Origin of the sequence: Flavobacterium difficile (assembly GCF_011392115.1) — a bacterium.
Taxonomy (GTDB): domain Bacteria; phylum Bacteroidota; class Bacteroidia; order Flavobacteriales; family Flavobacteriaceae; genus Flavobacterium; species Flavobacterium difficile.
Map to the genome: position 1 here is coordinate 120,466 of NZ_JAAJBT010000007.1, position 16,949 is coordinate 137,414.

The window sequence follows — 16,949 nt, forward strand, 5'->3', positions numbered from 1 at the left end:
TTATTTTTTCTATCAAATGATTCTAGTGCTAAAATACTATCTTTGTTGGAATATAGGAACATTAAAATGAAACTCTTTTTACTTTATCTTTTATCAATAAATACTATTAGTTTTTTACTTTTTGGTTTTGATAAATTTTTAGCCTTAAAAAATAAAAGAAGAATTCCTGAAAAAGAACTATTTACAGTAACTACTATTGGCGGTGCTTTTGGTGGCTTGTTTGCGATTTTAGTTTTTAACCATAAACTATCCAAAACTTCATTCATGTGGCGTTTTATGTTTTTGTTTTTACTGAATACAGTTGGTGTTTATTTTTTGTTGCGTTAATAGTAAAACTACTATTTTTGTATACTTATTAATCCTTTTCATTTACTACTGTGGATATTTTACAACTGTTAAGTTATTTAGGCATTTTTGTTTTTGCGGTTACTGGTGTTTTAAAAGCAAGAACGAAACGTTTTGATTTACTTGGTGCTGTAATTTTATCTTTTGTTATGGCTTATGGTGGTGGAACTACGCGCGATTTATTAATCGGAATTCGCCCGGTAAGTTGGATCAATGATAATTTTGCTATTGTAATTGTATTGGTTGCAACGATTATTACGTTTTTCTTTAAATTGAATTTTAAAGTAATTAAAAAATTACTTTTTTGGACCGATGCTTTTGGAATAGGATTTTTTACAATTGTAGGTTTACAAATCGCGCTTCAAGCTGGAATTAGTGAAGGATATGCTTTAATAATGGGTGTAATTACTGCCACTTTTGGCGGTTTAATTGCCGATGTGTTATGTAATTCTGTACCGAATTTATTAAAGCCTGGAGAACTTTATGCTACTGCGTGTTTATTTGGTGGTGCTTTATACTTAGCTATGAAGTATTTCAAAATTAATACCGAAACCAGTATGATTATTTGTGTTTTGGTTACCGCTACTATTCGAATTTATTCCATTCGAAAAAAATTGCAATTGCCTGTTATTTAAATTTCGCCCAAGAATTAAATAATTGAGCGAAATTATATCAAAGTTTATTTACAAGCAATTTTATTCACTCTGTTGGCGTGTCTTCCACCTTCAAATTTAGTATGTAAAAAAGTAGCAACCATTTCAACCGCTTGTTCAATTGAAGTATATCGCGCAGGAATTGAAATAACATTTGCATCGTTATGTTGTCTTGCTAATTGGGCAATTTCTTTGGTCCAACATAATGCGGCACGAATGTCTTGGTGTTTGTTGGCCGACATGGCGATTCCGTTTCCAGAACCACAAATTACAATTCCGAAATGTGCTTTTTTACTTTCCACATCGTACGCAACCGCATGTCCGAAATCTGGATAATCTACACTTTCAAACGTGTTGGTTCCGTGGTTAATAACTTCGTGTCCGTTGCTTTCTAAATAGTTAATAATGGCTTTTTTGTAATCTGGACCAGCGTGGTCGTTACCAATTGAGATAATCATAAGTGTGTGTTGTGTTGTTAATATTGTTTGACAAAAATAATCAATATCCTCTGTATCAAGAAGTAAATTTGTAATTATTATTTCATTTTGCTTTTAGTGAGAATTATTAAAAATTTTAACAAAAAAAGTGCATTGTTAATAGAAAATCGTAATTGCTTGATAATCAGTTAAACTTAATTTAACATAACTTGTTAATAACTAAAGATAGAAAATAAGAACTTTTTTTTGGAGGTATAAATAAAAATTGTAATCAAAAATCGGAATGGAAAATCCTAATAAAGTTTTAAAAGGTTATTGTTTTTTTATGAATAGTTATTGTGTAGTTATTAACAAAAATTTAAAAGTTAGTTTTTTACAAAGCATAACTGTTTTTAGATTTTAACAGTTGTTAATAAGATTTTAATTTAAAATTCAATCCATTTGAAAACAAATGCTTTACCTAAAATTAACATTGTTTATTACTTTGTATAACTTATTATAAATGTAAAAAACAAGTTTCTAAAATTATTTTATCGTACATATTAACACACTATAATAACCATCAATAATTTAAATTTAATTAAAATCTTTTTTTGTTGTTTTTAATATATGTTGAAAACTTTCAGATTTTAAAAATTAATATTTTATTAAATCTATTCGCTATTTTCTATATTCTAATTAGTTCTTCGTACTTTTATCGATATTAAGTAAGGCAACTGTAATTACAGAAAGAAAAATGTAATGCTAAGAAATAATACAGTGCCAAAAAATGAAAAGAAAAAATGAAAAAGAATTTTAGAAAAATGACAAAAAAAGCCAAAGATTTTTCGGCTCACGTTTATAAAATACTCTCTAAAGAACCTACCAAAGCTTTTAATTACAAACAAATTGCTGCTATTATTGAGGTTAACGACACGCAAAGTAGAAATGAAATTATTAAAGAATTAGGCATTTTAAAGAAAGCAGGAAAAATTGAAGAAACCGAACGCGGAAAATTTAAAATAGTTTCTAAAGCGGAATATTACGAAGGTATAGTAGACATGACTTCCCGAAAATCGGGTTATTTTGTTTGTCCGGAATTAGAAGACGATGTATACATTCCGTTTATCAACTTGAATCATGCTCTAGATGGTGACAAAGTCAAATGTTATATTTATAACCGTAGAAGTTCTCGTAAACCAGAAGCTGAAGTTTTAGAAATTTTAGAAAGAGCGAAAACCGAATTTGTAGGAGTAATAGACATTCAAAAGAATTTTGGATTTGTAACTACTACCAATGCTAAAATGTACACTGATATTTTTATTCCAAAAAATGAAATAGGTGCAGCGGAACATGGTGACGTAGTTTTAGTTTCGATGGTCGATTGGCCGAAAAAAGCTGATTCTCCTTTCGGAAAAGTGATAAAAGTTTTAGGAAAACCTGGTGAACACAATACAGAAATTCATGCCATTTTAGCTGAATATGGTTTACCATACGATTTTCCAATTGAAGTGGAAGCGTATGCCAATCAGATTGATACGTCTATTACTGAAGAAGAAATTGCCAAACGAAGAGATATGCGAAATATCCTAACGTTTACAATTGATCCAAAAGATGCTAAAGATTTTGATGATGCATTATCTTTTCAAGTGTTGCCGAATGGAAATTATGAAATTGGAGTACATATTGCAGACGTTTCTCATTATTTACAAGAAGGTACTATTTTAGATGAAGAAGCATACGAAAGAGCTACTTCTGTGTATTTAGTTGACCGTGTGGTTCCTATGTTACCAGAAGTGTTGTCTAATTTCGCTTGTTCACTTCGACCTCATGAAGAAAAATATACGTTTTCTGCAATTTTTCAATTGAATAACAAAGCAGAAGTGGTTGATTCTTGGTTTGGAAGAACCGTGATATATTCGGATCAACGTTTCGCTTATGAAGAAGCTCAGGAAATTATCGAAAGTAAATCTGATATTATTCCAGCTCATATTTCGTTAACTGGAAAGGAATATCATGTACCCAAACCAATTGTGGAAGCGACTTTAAAAATGGATGAATTGGCTAAAATTCTTCGTCGCAAAAGAATGAATGCCGGTGCGATTTCTTTCGATAAAGTAGAAGTAAAATTCAACTTAAATGAAAATGCTGAACCGGTTGGTGTATATTTCAAACAAAGTAAAGATGCCAATCATTTGATTGAAGAATTCATGTTATTAGCGAACAGAAAAGTAGCCGAATTTATTGGAAAACAAAAGAAAACGTTTGTATACCGAATTCACGATGAACCTAATGAAGATAAATTATTTGGTTTACAAAATGTGATTTCAAAATTTGGTTATAATTTAAATTTGAGGTCGAAACAAGATATTTCAACTTCTTTAAATAAATTATTAACAGAGGTTCAAGGTAAGAAAGAACAAAATATGGTAGATACGCTTACAATTCGTTGTATGAGTAAGGCAGCCTATTCAACGAATAATATTGGGCATTACGGATTAGCGTTCGATTATTATTCGCATTTTACTTCGCCAATTCGTCGTTATCCCGATGTTATGGCACACCGTTTGTTACAGTTTTATTTAGATGGTGGCAAAAGTGTGAGTGAAGAATTGTTCGAAGAAAAATGTATGCATTCTTCTGATAGAGAAAATTTAGCAGCAAAAGCAGAAAGAGATTCTATCAAATACATGCAAGTGAAATACATGCAAGACCATAAAGATCAAGAGTTTTTAGGTGTAGTTTCTGGAGTGACCGAATGGGGAATTTATGTAGAAATTATCGAAAACAAATGTGAAGGAATGGTGCGTATCAGAGAAATTAAAGACGATTATTACACCTTTGACGACAAACAATATGCCTTAGTAGGTGAAGTTTCTAAAAATTTAATACAATTAGGAGACGAAGTGTACGTTAAAGTTAAGAATGCCGATTTAGTGAAAAAACAATTGGATTTTCATTTTGTTAGAGAGAATAAATAGTTTTTAGTCGAAGTATTCAGTCACAGTTACAGTGTTCAGTCGCAGTTTTTAGTGTTCAGTTTAAATAGAATATTAATACACAATTGTCATTCTGTCCCGAAATTTCGGGATTATTTCAGCATCTTTAAATATATAATTTATGAAAACCAATTTTTTAACTTTTTTAGCTTTTTCTATTTTTTCAATTTCTTTCGCTCAAACCGAGAAATCTGTGGGTGATTTTAATAAAGTCACTTCATTTGATCAAATTGATGTGTTATTGCTTCCAGGTACTGAAAATAAAGTTATTTTACAAGGCACTAATTCAGAAGAAGTTGAATTGGTAAATAATAACGGCGAATTAAAAATTCGTTTACCTTTAGGAAAAATTTTAAAAGGTGACGACATTTCTGCAACAGTATATTATAAAAAATTAGATGCAGTTGAAGCCAACGAAGGCAGTAGAATATCGTCTTCAAATGAAATTAAAGCTATTGGTTTCGATATTATTTCAAAAGAAGGCTCAGAGGTAGTTTTAAAAAATTTAGTCGCGGATAAGTTAACCGTTCGTTGCGGCGCTGGTAGTATTGTTACTGTAAAAGGCAATGTAAAAAACCAGGATATTTTATCTAATTCGGGTGCTAAATATGATGGACAAGATTGTATTACACAACAAACTGTAGTTACAGTAAATGCTGGTGGTTTAGCTAATGTTTATGCTTCTGATTTAGTAGATGCTAAAACAAGAGCTGGTGGAACGATTACCATTTTTGGAAAACCCAAACAAATTAATCAGAAAACGGTTGCTGGAGGAAAAATTATTCAAGCGAAATAAAATATAAATTTTGTACATAAAAACCCATAAGTTGAATCTTGTGGGTTTTTTTATTTAATTTTTATTAACTTCGTATTTCAAACTTCAAACTTCGAACTTTTAAATGATTCACGATATATTACTAGCCATTCCTTGGGCATTTTTGTTAGCCATTTCAATTGGACCGGGTTTTTTTATGTTATTAGAAACCAGTATCACTAAAGGTTTTAAAGCGGCTTTTACATTCGATTTGGGAATTGTTTTTAGTGATTTTATTTTTATATTAATTGCTTATTTTGCTACCAATCAAATACTTGCTCAATTAAAAGATAATCCTGTTATTTATATTATTGGTGGCTTAATTATGTCTAGTTATGGAATCGTTTCTTATGTGGCTCTAAAGAAAAAATTCAACGAAAAATTAGAGGATGAAGATGAAGATATTTCTAAAAATAATTATTTAGGTTTATTTTTTAAAGGTTTTTTTCTTAACATAATTAATATTGGAATTCTTGGTTTTTGGATGATGGTTATCATTACACAAGGTCCACAATTAGAAATGAAACCGTTTAGAATATTTACTTTCTTTACTTTTACTTTATTGTTTTATTTAGGTATTGATGTGTTTAAAATATTGTTAGCGAAGCAGTTAAAACACAAACTAACTCCCACTAATATTTATAAAATTAAACGAATTATAAGTATTGTCATTTTAATTTTCGGTGTGTTTTTGATATTGCAAGGCATTTTCCCGAAAGGAAAAGATATTGTAGAAGATAGATTAGGAATTGAACATGTTGGGGAATAATATTTACCATAAAAAAAGAGCTACTATTTCTAGTAACTCTTTCTGAGGCATCGTCCGGATTCGAACCGGAGTAGACGGTTTTGCAGACCGGTGCCTAGCCGCTCGGCCACGACGCCATAATTGGATTGCAAATATACTAAAAAAGTTAAAAGTTAAAAGTTAAAAGTCAAAAGTTTTTAAATTTATTTTAATTTCTAAGTTACCTTTTTGTAACTATTCATTAATTACTTTTCACTTTATTCTAAAAAAACTATCTTTTTTTCTTCATTATAATCGTAACTCCTTCAACATCACCACCAATTGGCGGATTTAGTTTTGTAACTTCAACTTCAATTTTTGTTACCATATGAAGTTCTTTCAACACTCTATCTATAATTCTTTTGGCTACATGTTCTAAAAGTTTGGCTCTTATTGCCATTTCTTCTACCACAATTCGGTTCAAATCAACATAATCTACTGTGTCAGTTAGTGCATCTGTTTGTGCCGAAGGTTCTAAATTGGTTTTTATCGTTAAATCTACTCGGTAATCACTGCCAATTTTTGCTTCCTCTTCTAAACAACCATGGTAAGAAAAAGTACGAATATTTGTTAATTTTATGGTTCCCATTTTTTTACTTTGTAGTTACATTTTACAGTTACAGTTTACAGTCTTTTAAACTCATAAACATTTTAAACTTATAAACTTATTGTTATCTTTGTCAAAATTACAAATTCTTATGTCTACAGAAGAAAAATCTTTAAATTTTATAGAACAAATTATTGAAGACGATTTAAAAAACGGTTTGTCTGCTGACAAATTACGTTTCCGTTTTCCACCAGAACCAAATGGGTATTTACACGTAGGTCATGCCAGTGCGATTTGCCTTAATTTTGGCTTAGGTATAGATTATAAAGCACCAGTTAATTTACGTTTTGACGATACAAATCCTTCAAAAGAAGAACAAGAATTTGTAGATGCGATTAAAAAAGACGTAGAATGGCTAGGTTTTAAATGGGATAAAGAATGTTATGCTTCTGATTATTTCCAACAGTTGTATGATTGGGCTGTAGAATTAATCAAAAAAGATAAAGCGTATGTGGACAGTCAATCTTCTGAAGATATGGCTATTCAAAAAGGAACACCTACTACACCGGGTACAGATTCTCCTTTCAGAAATCGTTCTATTGAAGAAAATCTTGACCTTTTTACCCGTATGAAAAACGGTGAATTCGAAAAAGGAACGCATGTGTTACGTGCTAAAATTTCTATGGGCGCGAACAACATGTTAATGCGTGATCCAATTATTTACCGCATCATGCACGCCCATCATCACAGAACGGGTAACGATTGGTGTATATATCCAATGTACGATTGGGCACACGGTGAAAGTGATTATTTAGAACAAATTTCACACTCATTTTGTACCTTAGAATTTTTACCACATAGAGAATTATACGATTGGTTTTTAAATCAAATTTATGACGAATCGAAAGTTAGACCAAAGCAAAGAGAATTTGCACGTAGAAATTTATCACATACGGTAGTTTCTAAACGTAAATTAGCCCAATTAGTTGATGAAAAGCATGTTACAGGTTGGGATGATCCTCGAATGAGTACCATTTCTGGTATGAGAAGACGTGGAATTACTGCTGCTGCAATTCGAAATTTTGCCAAAACTATTGGTATTGCAAAACGTACGAATTTAATTGATGTTTCTTTATTAGATTTCTGTATTCGTGAAGATTTAAACAAAGTAGCGCCTCGTGTAATGGCTGTTTTAAACCCTGTAAAGTTAGTAATTACTAACTATCCTGACGGTCAAGAAGAATGGCTACAAGCTGAAAATAATCCGGAGGAAGAAGTTATGACGTACAGACAAGTACCTTTTTCTAAAGAAATTTATATCGAAAGAGAAGATTTTCAAGAAGAAGCACATAAGAAATTTTTCCGTTTGACTTTAGGAACAGAAGTTCGTTTAAAAAACGCATACATCATTAAAGGTGAATCTGTTGTAAAAGATGCAGATGGAAATATTACAGAAATTCATTGTACATATGATGTTGATTCTAAGTCGGGAAGTGGAACAGAAGCTAGTAATAGAAAAGTTAAAGGTGTGATTCACTGGGTTTCTATTGCACATGCAAAAGAAGCAGAAGTTAGAGTTTACGACCGATTATTCACTCATGAAAATCCAGATGGAAACAAAGAGGTTGATTTTAAAGAATTTATCAATCCAAATTCTTTAGAAATCATTACGGGTTATGTAGAACCAAGTTTACAAACTGCTAAAGAATTAGATCATTTTCAATTTCAACGATTAGGTTATTTTTGTGTGGATAGAGATTCTACTGCTGAAAAATTAGTATTTAACAAAACAGTTGGTTTAAGAGATACTTGGGCCAAAGTTTCAGAACAGTAAAAAATACGTTTGTCATGCTGAACTCGTTTCAGCATCTTTATATTTAAACCTACAAGAAAAAATCTTGTAGGTTTTTTTTATTCTAAATTTTTTTTGGAATCATAATTATAAATATACATTATTTAAATCTTTTGTATTATATATATAACCTATTATTTATAAAAACTATAATAAAGTTAAAAATTATAATTAAAAACTTAATAAAACGACTTTCATAAATTAATTATAAAGGAATATTATTTTTACTTAAAGTATTTTTACATCTATAAATAAAAAACTTTCTTAAATCGCTTTATTTTAGTTTTAGATTAAAAATAGCTCAAAAAAATACGTTTTCAGGTTTAACTACGATTTAACACAACTTCATAATGAATTTTGTAATTTTATTAATATTAAAAAAAAAGTTATGGCAAACAACAATGGAAATAATGCAATCGCACTTTTACTTGGTGCAGCAATCGGAGTTGGAGTAGGAATTTTATTTGCTCCAGATAAAGGTTCAAAAACCAGAGCCAAATTGAAAAATAATTTTGACGATTGGAAAATTGATGTTAATAATAAATTAGCCGATTATGAAGAAGACATCAGAGCTAAACTTTCGGGTTCAAAAGAAGACTTAAAAGAAACTGTTGAAAATTTTCTTTCCAACTCAAGTTATAAAGCGGAAGAAGCCATTTCATTTCTAGAAGAAAAATTAGCTGAATTAAAGATACAAAACGCTAAACTTCAAAAATAATGGCTTTTGAAGAATTAAAAGAAAATACTGAAGCTATTCAAGAAAATGCAAAAGCATATCTTGAAAGTAGTATTGCGTACTATAAACTTTGGGGTTTTAAAGTCGCCATGAAGTCTACTACTTTGATGCTAAAGTTTTTTCTTATTGCTATTTGTTTATCTATAGTATTACTTTTTGTTTCAGTTGCTGGCGCCTTTGCTTTAGCTAATGTTTTAGGAAGTTATCCTTTAGGTTTTTTATGTGTTGCTGGAATTTATTTAATTTTAGCTTTACTTTTATTTTTAGTAAAAGACAAAATTGTAGAAGGAACTATTTTAGAAAAATTCTCAGAAATATTTTTTAACGATTAAATATGGAACCTAAAAAATATTCCTCATATGCTGAGATCGAACGCGATTTAGAAATTCTTAAATTAGAAAAAGAGATTTCTTATCAGAAAATGTTATTAAGTATTGATAAAACCAAGGAAAGTATTATGCCTTCCAAATCGGCAAGTTTAATTGGAAATATTTATCAGAAAGTATTTACGGGTACTTACGGCACCCTTTTAAAAATGATAATTCCTTATGTTTTCAACTGGTATCTAAATAAAAAAAGAGGCAATTAAGCCTCTTTTCTGTTATTTAAACGTAACGTTTATGCTTCTGGACCACTAGTGTCACTAGGATTATAATCTGTTGAAGTATGGTTGTCAGATTTTTTTGCACGTTTTGGTTGGTTTTTCATCGTTTCTCCAATTTGGTTACTGGCTGTAAAACTTGCCACCATATTGTTTAACATGTCACTTCCCGCTTGTGGCGAATTTGGTAATAAAATCAAATTACTATTAGTATCTGCACCAATTGCTTGTAAGGTATCATAATGTTGCGTAACCACAATTAATGCTGAAGCTTCTTGAGAATTAATTCCCACATTGTTTAAAACTTCTACACTTTCTACCAATCCACGAGCAATTTCACGTCTTTGATCCGCAATACCTTGACCTTGTAATTTTTTACTTTCTGCTTCCGCTTTAGCTTTAGCTACAATTCTAATACGTTGTGCTTCTGATTCAAATTCAGCAGCTGTTTTTTCACGGTCTGCCGCATTAATTCGGTTCATCGCATTTTTTACTTGAATATCTGGATCAATATCTGTTACTAAAGTATTGATAATATCGTAACCATAAGTAGTCATCGATTCATTTAATTCGCGTTTTACTGCAATGGCAATATCGTCTTTTCTTAAAAATACATCATCTAAAATTAATTTAGGAACTTCTGCTCGAACTACATCAAATACATAAGCTGTAATTTGATCATGCGGATATTCTAATTTATAAAAAGCTTCATACACTTTAGTTTGAATCACATTAAATTGTACAGATACTTTCATTTTAATGAAAACGTTGTCTTTAGTTTTCGTTTCGATAATTACATCTAATTGTTGAATTCTTAAGTTTACTCTACCTGCAATTCTGTCAATTACCGGAATTTTCAGTTGTAAACCCGAACTTCTAATACTTGTAAATTTTCCGAAACGCTCAATTACTACAGCGGTTTGTTGTTTTACAGTGAAAAAAGAACTTAATAAAATAAATAATCCCAAGACTAGGATTATGATTAATAATGGCGTCATAGTGAATAATTTTTTAGTTATACTTGTTATACGTTTGTTTTTAGTAAAAGTTACAATAATTAAATTATTATGTTACTTTTACGCCCTAATTTATATTTATGAAAAAACTTTTAATTGCAACTTGTACCTTATTTTCAATTATTGGAATGGCACAAAGAGGCTACAAAGACAGTAATCGTATTGGTATTAGTGGCGGTTTGACCCAAATGAGTATTTTTACCAATAACTTTTCCGTAACACCACAACAAGGTTGGACAGGTGGTTTTCACGTTCGTGGTAATTTTTATAACAACTGGCAAATGAGTTTTGGTATGTTTTTTACCGACAGTAATTTTTCAGTTCAAACCAGAAAAGTAGTTTCAATTGTAGAAACCAATTATAAATTATCAGCGGTTCAAATTTATTTAATGCCTGGTTTTGTGGTGAGTCAGAATCATTTCAACATAGAGTTTGGTCCGGTTTTACAAATTAATGACAAGTTAGTTATCGATAAAGCGGATGAAAATAATTTATTGGTTGATCAGCCTTTGTTAACTGCAAAAGATATTACCGATGTAACTAAAATTAATGCGAACATTTATGCAGGTGTAAATTTAGGAGTTAAAAATTTAAGATTGCGTTTAGGCTACCAATATGGCTTGAATAACTTTTTTGGCAATTTAAATAACAATTCAAAAGTTCCTGTTATTGATGAAAAGTTCAAAGGAAATCTTGGAATCGCAAGTGGACAATTGACTATCTATTTATAAACTATTATAGTACTAAAAAAGCCCCAATAATCTCAGGGCTTTTCTTTTATAAACTAGCTATCGCTTTTTCTATTCTACTAATCGTCTCTGCTTTACCAATCATTTCAATAATATCAAACAAATGTGGTCCTTTTAAAGCGCCTACTAAACTCAATCGTAACGGTTGCATCACTTTTCCCATTCCAATTTCGTTGGTTGTCATCCAGCCTTTTAAAAGCGTTTCAATGTTTAACGATGTGAAATCTTCTATATTTTGTAATTGTACCATCACTTGTTTCATTAATTCTGGCGTTTCTTCTTTCCAGTTTTTAGCTGCTTTTTCATCGTAAGATGTCGGTGCTTCAAAAAAGTAATCGGATAAGTCCCAAAATTCAGTTACAAAATTAGCACGTTCTTTTATCGAACCCACTACTCTTTCAATATCTAATGAAGTAGTTATTCCTTTTTCATTTAAGGTAATTTGAAACGCTTTCGCTAAACTTTCATTTGTTTGTTTTTGTAAATATTGGTGATTGAACCATTTGTTTTTTTCCGGATCAAACTTCGCACCCGATTTATGAATACGTTTTAAATCGAATTTATTTACCAATTCTTCTAAAGAAAATATTTCTTGTTCTGTTCCGTCATTCCAACCTAATAAAGCTAAAAAGTTTATCACTGCTTCAGGGAAAAATCCAGCTTCTTTATACCCTTTTGAAGTGCCTTCTGCCGTTGTCCATTGTAGAGGAAATACTGGAAATCCTAATTTATCTCCATCACGTTTGCTTAATTTTCCGTTTCCAACAGGTTTTAAAATCAAAGGCAAATGTGCAAATTCTGGTGCTTCCCAACCAAACGCTCTGTACAACATTACGTGTAAAGGCATTGATGGCAACCATTCTTCACCACGAATAACGTGTGATGTTTCCATTAAATGATCATCTACAATATTTGCCAAATGATACGTAGGCATACCATCCGATTTGAATAAAACTTTATCGTCTAATAAATTCGTTTCAAAATTTACTTCACCACGAATGATATCTTGTAAATGTAAGGTTTCATTAACTGGAGTTTTAAAACGAATCACATAATGTTCTCCATTCGTAATTCTTGCTTCCACAATTTCACGTGAAACATTTAAAGAAGTATCTAAAGTTTCCCTTACCGTATGATTGTAGATAAAAGTTTTACCATCTGTTTCTGCTTGTTTACGCAATTCATCTAATTTTTCAGAGGAATCAAAAGCATAATACGCCCAACCGGATTCAATTAATTCATCAGCATATTGTTTGTATATGTGTTTTCTATCCGATTGACGGTATGGTCCGAATTTCTCATTTTTTCCAATGGTTTCATCAGGCGAAATTCCTAACCAATCTAAAGCTTCAAAAATGTAGTCTTCTGCTTTTGCAACAAAACGAGTTTGGTCTGTGTCTTCAATTCTAATATAGAAAGTTCCACCATGTTTTTTAGCAAAAAGATAATTAAAAAGTGCGGTTCTCACCCCACCAATATGTAACGGTCCTGTTGGACTAGGAGCAAATCGTACTCTAACTGGTTTTGACATTGTTATAATTTTTTGGCAAAGATAAAAGTTAGAAGTCAGAAGTTAGAAGTTTTTTTCAGTTTAATCACATTATTAACAATATTATGAAGCTATTAACTTTTTACTCTTGACTAATTACTAAAAACATTGTACTTTTATCAGTTATAAACAATTGATTAACAATTTTGGAAAAGAAAGCGCTTATTTACGATAAACTGGAAGGTTTTATTAAGAAGTTTTACACTAATGAGTTGATAAAAGGAGTTATTTTTTTTATTGCTATTGGTTTGTTATATTTTATTTTCACTTTCTTAATTGAATATTTTCTTTGGTTTTCCACTCAAGGTCGTACTATTTTGTTTTGGTTGTTTATTGCTGTAGAAGTTTTTTTACTATCTAAATTCATTTTGCTTCCACTTTTCAAATTATTCAAAATTCAAAAGGGTTTAGATTATACCGAAGCTTCAAAAATTATCGGAACACATTTCGATGAAGTCAAAGACAAATTATTAAATTTTTTACAATTAGCCAACACAGCTACTCCTACAGAATTGGTTTTGGCATCTATAGAACAAAAAGCAAACAATTTACAACCGATACCCTTTTCTAATGCAATTAATTTTAATAAAAATAAAAAGTATTTACCTTTTGCTCTGATACCTTTATTGTTTTTATTATTCTTTTATATTTCTGGAAATTCTGATGTGATTTCGAATAGTTTTGCTCGTGTGGTACAGTACGATAAAAATTTCGAAAAACCAGCTGCATTCAAATTTGAGATTGTTTCTTCTAATTTAAACGTGGAACAAAACAAGTCTTTCAAACTAGAAGTTAAAACTATTGGATCTGTAATCCCTGAAAATGCCTCGATAATTATAAATAACGAAGAATATTTCCTAGAAAGTACTTCACCGGGAAAATTTTCATATCAATTTGATAATGTTCAAAAAGATATCTCCTTTCATTTTAAATCTAATGAAATTACATCTGCTGATTATGTGTTAAATGTGGTAAACGTACCAACCATTTCTTCTTTTTCTATGCAATTGAATTTTCCAAGTTATTTAGGAAAAAAACCTGAAATCATTCAGGGAACTGGAAACGCTGTTATCCCAGAAGGTACTTCAGTTACATGGAAATTAAACACGTTAGCAACAACAGAAGTTAAGTTCAAAAAAGATTCATTGTTATCCATGTTTTCCAAAAATAATAATCAGTTTTCGCTTACAAATAGAATTGTGAATAATACCGATTATCAGATTTCAATTTCTAATACACAATTAAAAAACTACGAAAACTTACAATACAAATTAACCATTCTTAAAGATCAATTTCCTAGTATTTCTGCTACTGCTACGCCAGACAGTTTAAAGTTAAAGCAAAAAGTGATTATTGGTCAAGTTTCAGATGATTATGGTTTGTCTAAATTACAAATTGTTTATTATGATAAAAATAAACCTACTATTGTTTATAGAAAAGGTTTGGTTTTAAAAAGTAAAGTGATGGATCAGTTTGTGTATTCATTTCCTGATGGAATTGCCTTACAACAAGGTATAAATTACGATTATTATTTCGAAGTGTTTGATAATGATGTAGTTAATGGTTTAAAATCATCCAAATCAGCTGTTTTCTCTCATTCTGAATTAACTCAAGAGCAAAAAGAACAAAAATCGTTACAAGAACAGCAATCTAATATCAATAGTTTACAAAAAGCATTAGATAATCAAGACAAACAATTTGATGAATTAGAAAAATTAAAAAAACTAGACAAGCAAAAAGACAATCTTGATTACAAAGACCAAAAGAAGATTCAAGATTTTATTAATCGTCAGATACAACAAGACGAAATGATGAAAGAATTTTCTGAAAAGATGAAAGAAAATTTAGAACAATTCAAGCCTGAACAAAAAGACGAATTGAAACAAGAGCTTCTTAATCGTTTAGAAAAAAATGAAAAAGAGGCTGCGAAAAACGAAAAGCTTTTAAAAGAATTAGAAGAACTTACGAAGAAATTAGAAAAAGAAGAACTTTTTGACAAAGCAGATAAACTTAAACAGCAAGCTAAGACGCAACAAAAATCATTAGAGCAATTGGTAGAATTAACCAAGAGGTATTATGTAGAACAAAAAGCAGAACAACTAGCTGATAAGTTAGATAAGCTTTCAGAGAAACAAGATAAACTTTCAGAGAAAGAGAATCCTTCCAAAGAAGAGCAACAAAAACTTTCTAATGAATTTGATGATTTAAAAAAGGAGTTAGATGCCTTAGATAAAGAAAATAAGGAATTAAAATCTCCTTTAGATATTCCAAATGATAAAGGTGACCAAAAAGATGTTGATCAAGAACAACAAAAAGCTGAAGATAATTTAGATAAAAAGGATACTAAATCAGCAAAAAAAAATCAAAAAGCGGCCGCTCAAAAAATGAAGCAAATGAGTAAATCAATGTCGTCTTCAATGGCTTCTGGTGAAATGGAAGACAATCAAGAAGACGCTAAAGTCCTACGTCAAATTTTAGATAATTTATTATCTTTTTCTTTTGATCAAGAAAAGTTAATGAAACAATTTAAATCAGTAGCTTCTTCCAAATCTAATGTTAGTGCATTATTAAAAAACCAACAAGAATTAAAATCGCAATTCAAACATATTGATGATAGTTTGTTTTCATTATCTCTACGTCAACCTAAATTGTCAGAATTAGTGTTAAAAGAAGTTGAAGAAATTCATTACAATTTAGACAAATCAATTGAAAATTTAGTTGCTACTAATCGTGCGAAAGGTATATCACACCAACAATTTACTTTATCTTCCGCTAACAAATTAGCTGATTTTTTAAGTAATGTTCAAAGCAATATGAGTATGAGTATGTCTTCTTCTGGAGGTGCGGGAAAACCTAAACCTGGCAAAGGTCAAGGTAAACAATTATCTGATATTATTTCCAAGCAAAAAGGTTTGGGTGAAAAAATGAAAGACGGTATGCCTAAACCCGGACAAGGTGATAAACCTGGTGAAAGTGAAAAACCAGGACAAGGAAAAAAACCGGGTAAGCAAGGAGAAGGTGGTTCTCAAGGAAATGAGGGTAAAGATGGAGAAGGTGATGCAGGTAAACTATTAGACATAATTAAGGAACAACAAGAATTGCGTGAATCGCTTCAAAATGAATTAGAAAAAAATGGAATGGGTGGAAACGGTCAAAATGCCTTGAAACAAATGAAGGAATTAGAAAAGCAATTAATCAATAAAGGTTTAACACAAGAGAATGTCAATCGTGCGTTACAAATTAATTATGAGTTGTTAAAATTAGAATCAGCATTAAAGCAACAAGGTCAAGACACCAAAAGAGAATCTTATACAAATAAAAAAGATTTTCTTGGTACAAACAAGCCCTTACCTCCTGCTCTTTTAAATTATTTAAAAAGTGTTGAAATATTAAACAGACAAAGCCTACCTTTGCAGCCCAATTTTAATAATAAAGTACAACAATATTTTAAGAGCAATGATTAGTTTTAATTACGAATCTGAATTTAGTTTAGAACAGGAAGATTTATATGCATCTTGGATTGAAAATATTGTTTTATCTGAGAATAAAATTTTAGGTGAAATTTCTTATATTTTTTGTGATGATGATTATTTGCATACTATTAATATGCAGTATTTAAATCATGATACACTTACTGATATTATTAGTTTTGACTATACTGAAGGTGACGTTATTAGTGGAGATATTTTCATATCAGTTGAAAGAGTTCACGACAATGCTTTAGATTTTAATGTATCATTTGATGAAGAACTTAAACGCGTTTTAGCACATGGTGTGTTACATTATTGTGGCTATAAAGACAAGACTGATTCAGACGCTATATTAATGCGCTCTAAAGAAGAAGAAAAAATAAAATTGTTCCACATGGAACTTTAATATAATAAC

16 protein-coding genes and 1 tRNA gene are annotated in these 16,949 nt (G+C 30.4%); 12 read left to right on the forward strand and 5 right to left on the reverse strand.

Going from position 1 to position 16,949, the window contains the following annotated elements; all coding sequences use genetic code 11:
• The first annotated feature begins 66 nt into the window (after positions 1 to 66).
• Together G4D72_RS11615 and G4D72_RS11620 are read left to right on the forward strand one after the other, a co-directional pair.
• Complete coding sequence (locus tag G4D72_RS11615) at positions 67 to 327, forward strand: DUF1294 domain-containing protein (protein WP_166077879.1); 261 nt, start codon at positions 67 to 69, stop codon at positions 325 to 327.
• Between the two features lie 50 nt (positions 328 to 377).
• A complete protein-coding gene (locus G4D72_RS11620; protein ID WP_166077880.1) occupies positions 378 to 980 on the forward strand; it encodes a trimeric intracellular cation channel family protein in 603 nt (200 codons plus the stop codon).
• Between the two features lie 44 nt (positions 981 to 1,024).
• Here the strand turns inward: G4D72_RS11620 and rpiB are convergent, their stop codons facing one another.
• Positions 1,025 to 1,456 carry a ribose 5-phosphate isomerase B gene (gene rpiB / locus G4D72_RS11625; protein WP_166077881.1) on the reverse strand — a complete coding sequence of 144 codons (432 nt, stop codon included), beginning with the start codon at positions 1,454 to 1,456 and terminating at the stop codon, positions 1,025 to 1,027.
• A gap of 761 nt (positions 1,457 to 2,217) precedes the next feature.
• Here rpiB and rnr point away from each other — a divergent pair.
• The 3 genes from rnr to G4D72_RS11640 all read left to right on the forward strand — a co-directional run bounded on the left by rnr (position 2,218) and on the right by G4D72_RS11640 (position 5,996).
• Entirely contained in the window at positions 2,218 to 4,395 is a 2,178-nt protein-coding gene (rnr, locus tag G4D72_RS11630; RefSeq protein WP_166077882.1) for a ribonuclease R, read from the forward strand.
• A gap of 139 nt (positions 4,396 to 4,534) precedes the next feature.
• Entirely contained in the window at positions 4,535 to 5,209 is a 675-nt protein-coding gene (locus tag G4D72_RS11635) for a head GIN domain-containing protein (RefSeq protein ID WP_166077883.1), read from the forward strand.
• 103 nt (positions 5,210 to 5,312) lie between these two features.
• Positions 5,313 to 5,996, forward strand: a complete 684-nt coding sequence (locus G4D72_RS11640) for a LysE family translocator (RefSeq protein WP_166077884.1) — start codon at positions 5,313 to 5,315, stop codon at positions 5,994 to 5,996.
• 45 nt (positions 5,997 to 6,041) lie between these two features.
• Here G4D72_RS11640 and G4D72_RS11645 read toward each other — a convergent pair.
• Positions 6,042 to 6,112, reverse strand: a tRNA-Cys gene (locus G4D72_RS11645).
• Between the two features lie 134 nt (positions 6,113 to 6,246).
• Positions 6,247 to 6,603 (reverse strand): dihydroneopterin aldolase, encoded by a 357-nt coding sequence (gene folB, locus G4D72_RS11650; RefSeq protein ID WP_166077885.1) that lies wholly within the window; start codon positions 6,601 to 6,603, stop codon positions 6,247 to 6,249.
• 109 nt (positions 6,604 to 6,712) lie between these two features.
• Between folB and G4D72_RS11655 the strand changes: the two genes are divergently transcribed.
• From G4D72_RS11655 to G4D72_RS11670, 4 genes are all read left to right on the forward strand, one after another.
• Complete coding sequence (locus tag G4D72_RS11655; RefSeq protein WP_166077886.1) at positions 6,713 to 8,395, forward strand: glutamine--tRNA ligase/YqeY domain fusion protein; 1,683 nt, start codon at positions 6,713 to 6,715, stop codon at positions 8,393 to 8,395.
• 406 nt (positions 8,396 to 8,801) lie between these two features.
• On the forward strand, positions 8,802 to 9,131 hold the full coding sequence (locus tag G4D72_RS11660; protein WP_166077887.1) for a YtxH domain-containing protein: 330 nt from the start codon (positions 8,802 to 8,804) through the stop codon (positions 9,129 to 9,131).
• Positions 9,131 to 9,481 (forward strand): competence protein, encoded by a 351-nt coding sequence (locus G4D72_RS11665; RefSeq protein ID WP_166077888.1) that lies wholly within the window; start codon positions 9,131 to 9,133, stop codon positions 9,479 to 9,481. Before G4D72_RS11660 ends, G4D72_RS11665 begins: the two co-directional genes overlap by 1 nt.
• Before the next feature lie 2 nt (positions 9,482 to 9,483).
• Positions 9,484 to 9,738, forward strand: coding sequence for a DUF6327 family protein (locus G4D72_RS11670; protein WP_166077889.1), 255 nt, complete (start codon positions 9,484 to 9,486; stop codon positions 9,736 to 9,738).
• A 29-nt stretch (positions 9,739 to 9,767) separates the two neighbouring features.
• Here the strand turns inward: G4D72_RS11670 and G4D72_RS11675 are convergent, their stop codons facing one another.
• On the reverse strand, positions 9,768 to 10,748 hold the full coding sequence (locus G4D72_RS11675) for an SPFH domain-containing protein (protein WP_166077890.1): 981 nt from the start codon (positions 10,746 to 10,748) through the stop codon (positions 9,768 to 9,770).
• Positions 10,749 to 10,846: 98 nt separating this feature from the next.
• On the opposite strand from G4D72_RS11675, the gene G4D72_RS11680 reads away from it, so the two are divergent.
• Entirely contained in the window at positions 10,847 to 11,497 is a 651-nt protein-coding gene (locus G4D72_RS11680) for a PorT family protein (protein ID WP_166077891.1), read from the forward strand.
• A gap of 46 nt (positions 11,498 to 11,543) precedes the next feature.
• Here G4D72_RS11680 and gltX read toward each other — a convergent pair whose 3' ends face one another.
• On the reverse strand, positions 11,544 to 13,046 hold the full coding sequence (gltX, locus tag G4D72_RS11685) for a glutamate--tRNA ligase (protein ID WP_166077892.1): 1,503 nt from the start codon (positions 13,044 to 13,046) through the stop codon (positions 11,544 to 11,546).
• A 164-nt stretch (positions 13,047 to 13,210) separates the two neighbouring features.
• Between gltX and G4D72_RS11690 the strand changes: the two genes are divergently transcribed.
• Together G4D72_RS11690 and ybeY are read left to right on the forward strand one after the other, a co-directional pair.
• Entirely contained in the window at positions 13,211 to 16,528 is a 3,318-nt protein-coding gene (locus tag G4D72_RS11690) for a DUF4175 family protein (protein ID WP_166077893.1), read from the forward strand.
• Positions 16,521 to 16,940 carry an rRNA maturation RNase YbeY gene (gene ybeY / locus G4D72_RS11695; protein ID WP_166077894.1) on the forward strand — a complete coding sequence of 140 codons (420 nt, stop codon included), beginning with the start codon at positions 16,521 to 16,523 and terminating at the stop codon, positions 16,938 to 16,940. Before G4D72_RS11690 ends, ybeY begins: the two co-directional genes overlap by 8 nt.
• Positions 16,941 to 16,949: the final 9 nt, after the last annotated feature.

What these genes read in the sequence shown, in the direction of transcription:
- G4D72_RS11615 (WP_166077879.1), top strand. Translation starts at nt 67, where the DNA reads ATGAAACTCTTTTTACTTTATCTTTTATCAATAAATACTATTAGTTTT.
- rpiB (WP_166077881.1), bottom strand. Translation starts at nt 1,456, where the DNA reads ATGATTATCTCAATTGGTAACGACCACGCTGGTCCAGATTACAAAAAA.
- rnr (WP_166077882.1), top strand. Translation starts at nt 2,218, where the DNA reads ATGAAAAAGAATTTTAGAAAAATGACAAAAAAAGCCAAAGATTTTTCG.
- G4D72_RS11635 (WP_166077883.1), top strand. Translation starts at nt 4,535, where the DNA reads ATGAAAACCAATTTTTTAACTTTTTTAGCTTTTTCTATTTTTTCAATT.
- G4D72_RS11640 (WP_166077884.1), top strand. Translation starts at nt 5,313, where the DNA reads ATGATTCACGATATATTACTAGCCATTCCTTGGGCATTTTTGTTAGCC.
- folB (WP_166077885.1), bottom strand. Translation starts at nt 6,603, where the DNA reads ATGGGAACCATAAAATTAACAAATATTCGTACTTTTTCTTACCATGGT.
- G4D72_RS11655 (WP_166077886.1), top strand. Translation starts at nt 6,713, where the DNA reads ATGTCTACAGAAGAAAAATCTTTAAATTTTATAGAACAAATTATTGAA.
- G4D72_RS11660 (WP_166077887.1), top strand. Translation starts at nt 8,802, where the DNA reads ATGGCAAACAACAATGGAAATAATGCAATCGCACTTTTACTTGGTGCA.
- G4D72_RS11665 (WP_166077888.1), top strand. Translation starts at nt 9,131, where the DNA reads ATGGCTTTTGAAGAATTAAAAGAAAATACTGAAGCTATTCAAGAAAAT.
- G4D72_RS11670 (WP_166077889.1), top strand. Translation starts at nt 9,484, where the DNA reads ATGGAACCTAAAAAATATTCCTCATATGCTGAGATCGAACGCGATTTA.
- G4D72_RS11675 (WP_166077890.1), bottom strand. Translation starts at nt 10,748, where the DNA reads ATGACGCCATTATTAATCATAATCCTAGTCTTGGGATTATTTATTTTA.
- G4D72_RS11680 (WP_166077891.1), top strand. Translation starts at nt 10,847, where the DNA reads ATGAAAAAACTTTTAATTGCAACTTGTACCTTATTTTCAATTATTGGA.
- gltX (WP_166077892.1), bottom strand. Translation starts at nt 13,046, where the DNA reads ATGTCAAAACCAGTTAGAGTACGATTTGCTCCTAGTCCAACAGGACCG.
- ybeY (WP_166077894.1), top strand. Translation starts at nt 16,521, where the DNA reads ATGATTAGTTTTAATTACGAATCTGAATTTAGTTTAGAACAGGAAGAT.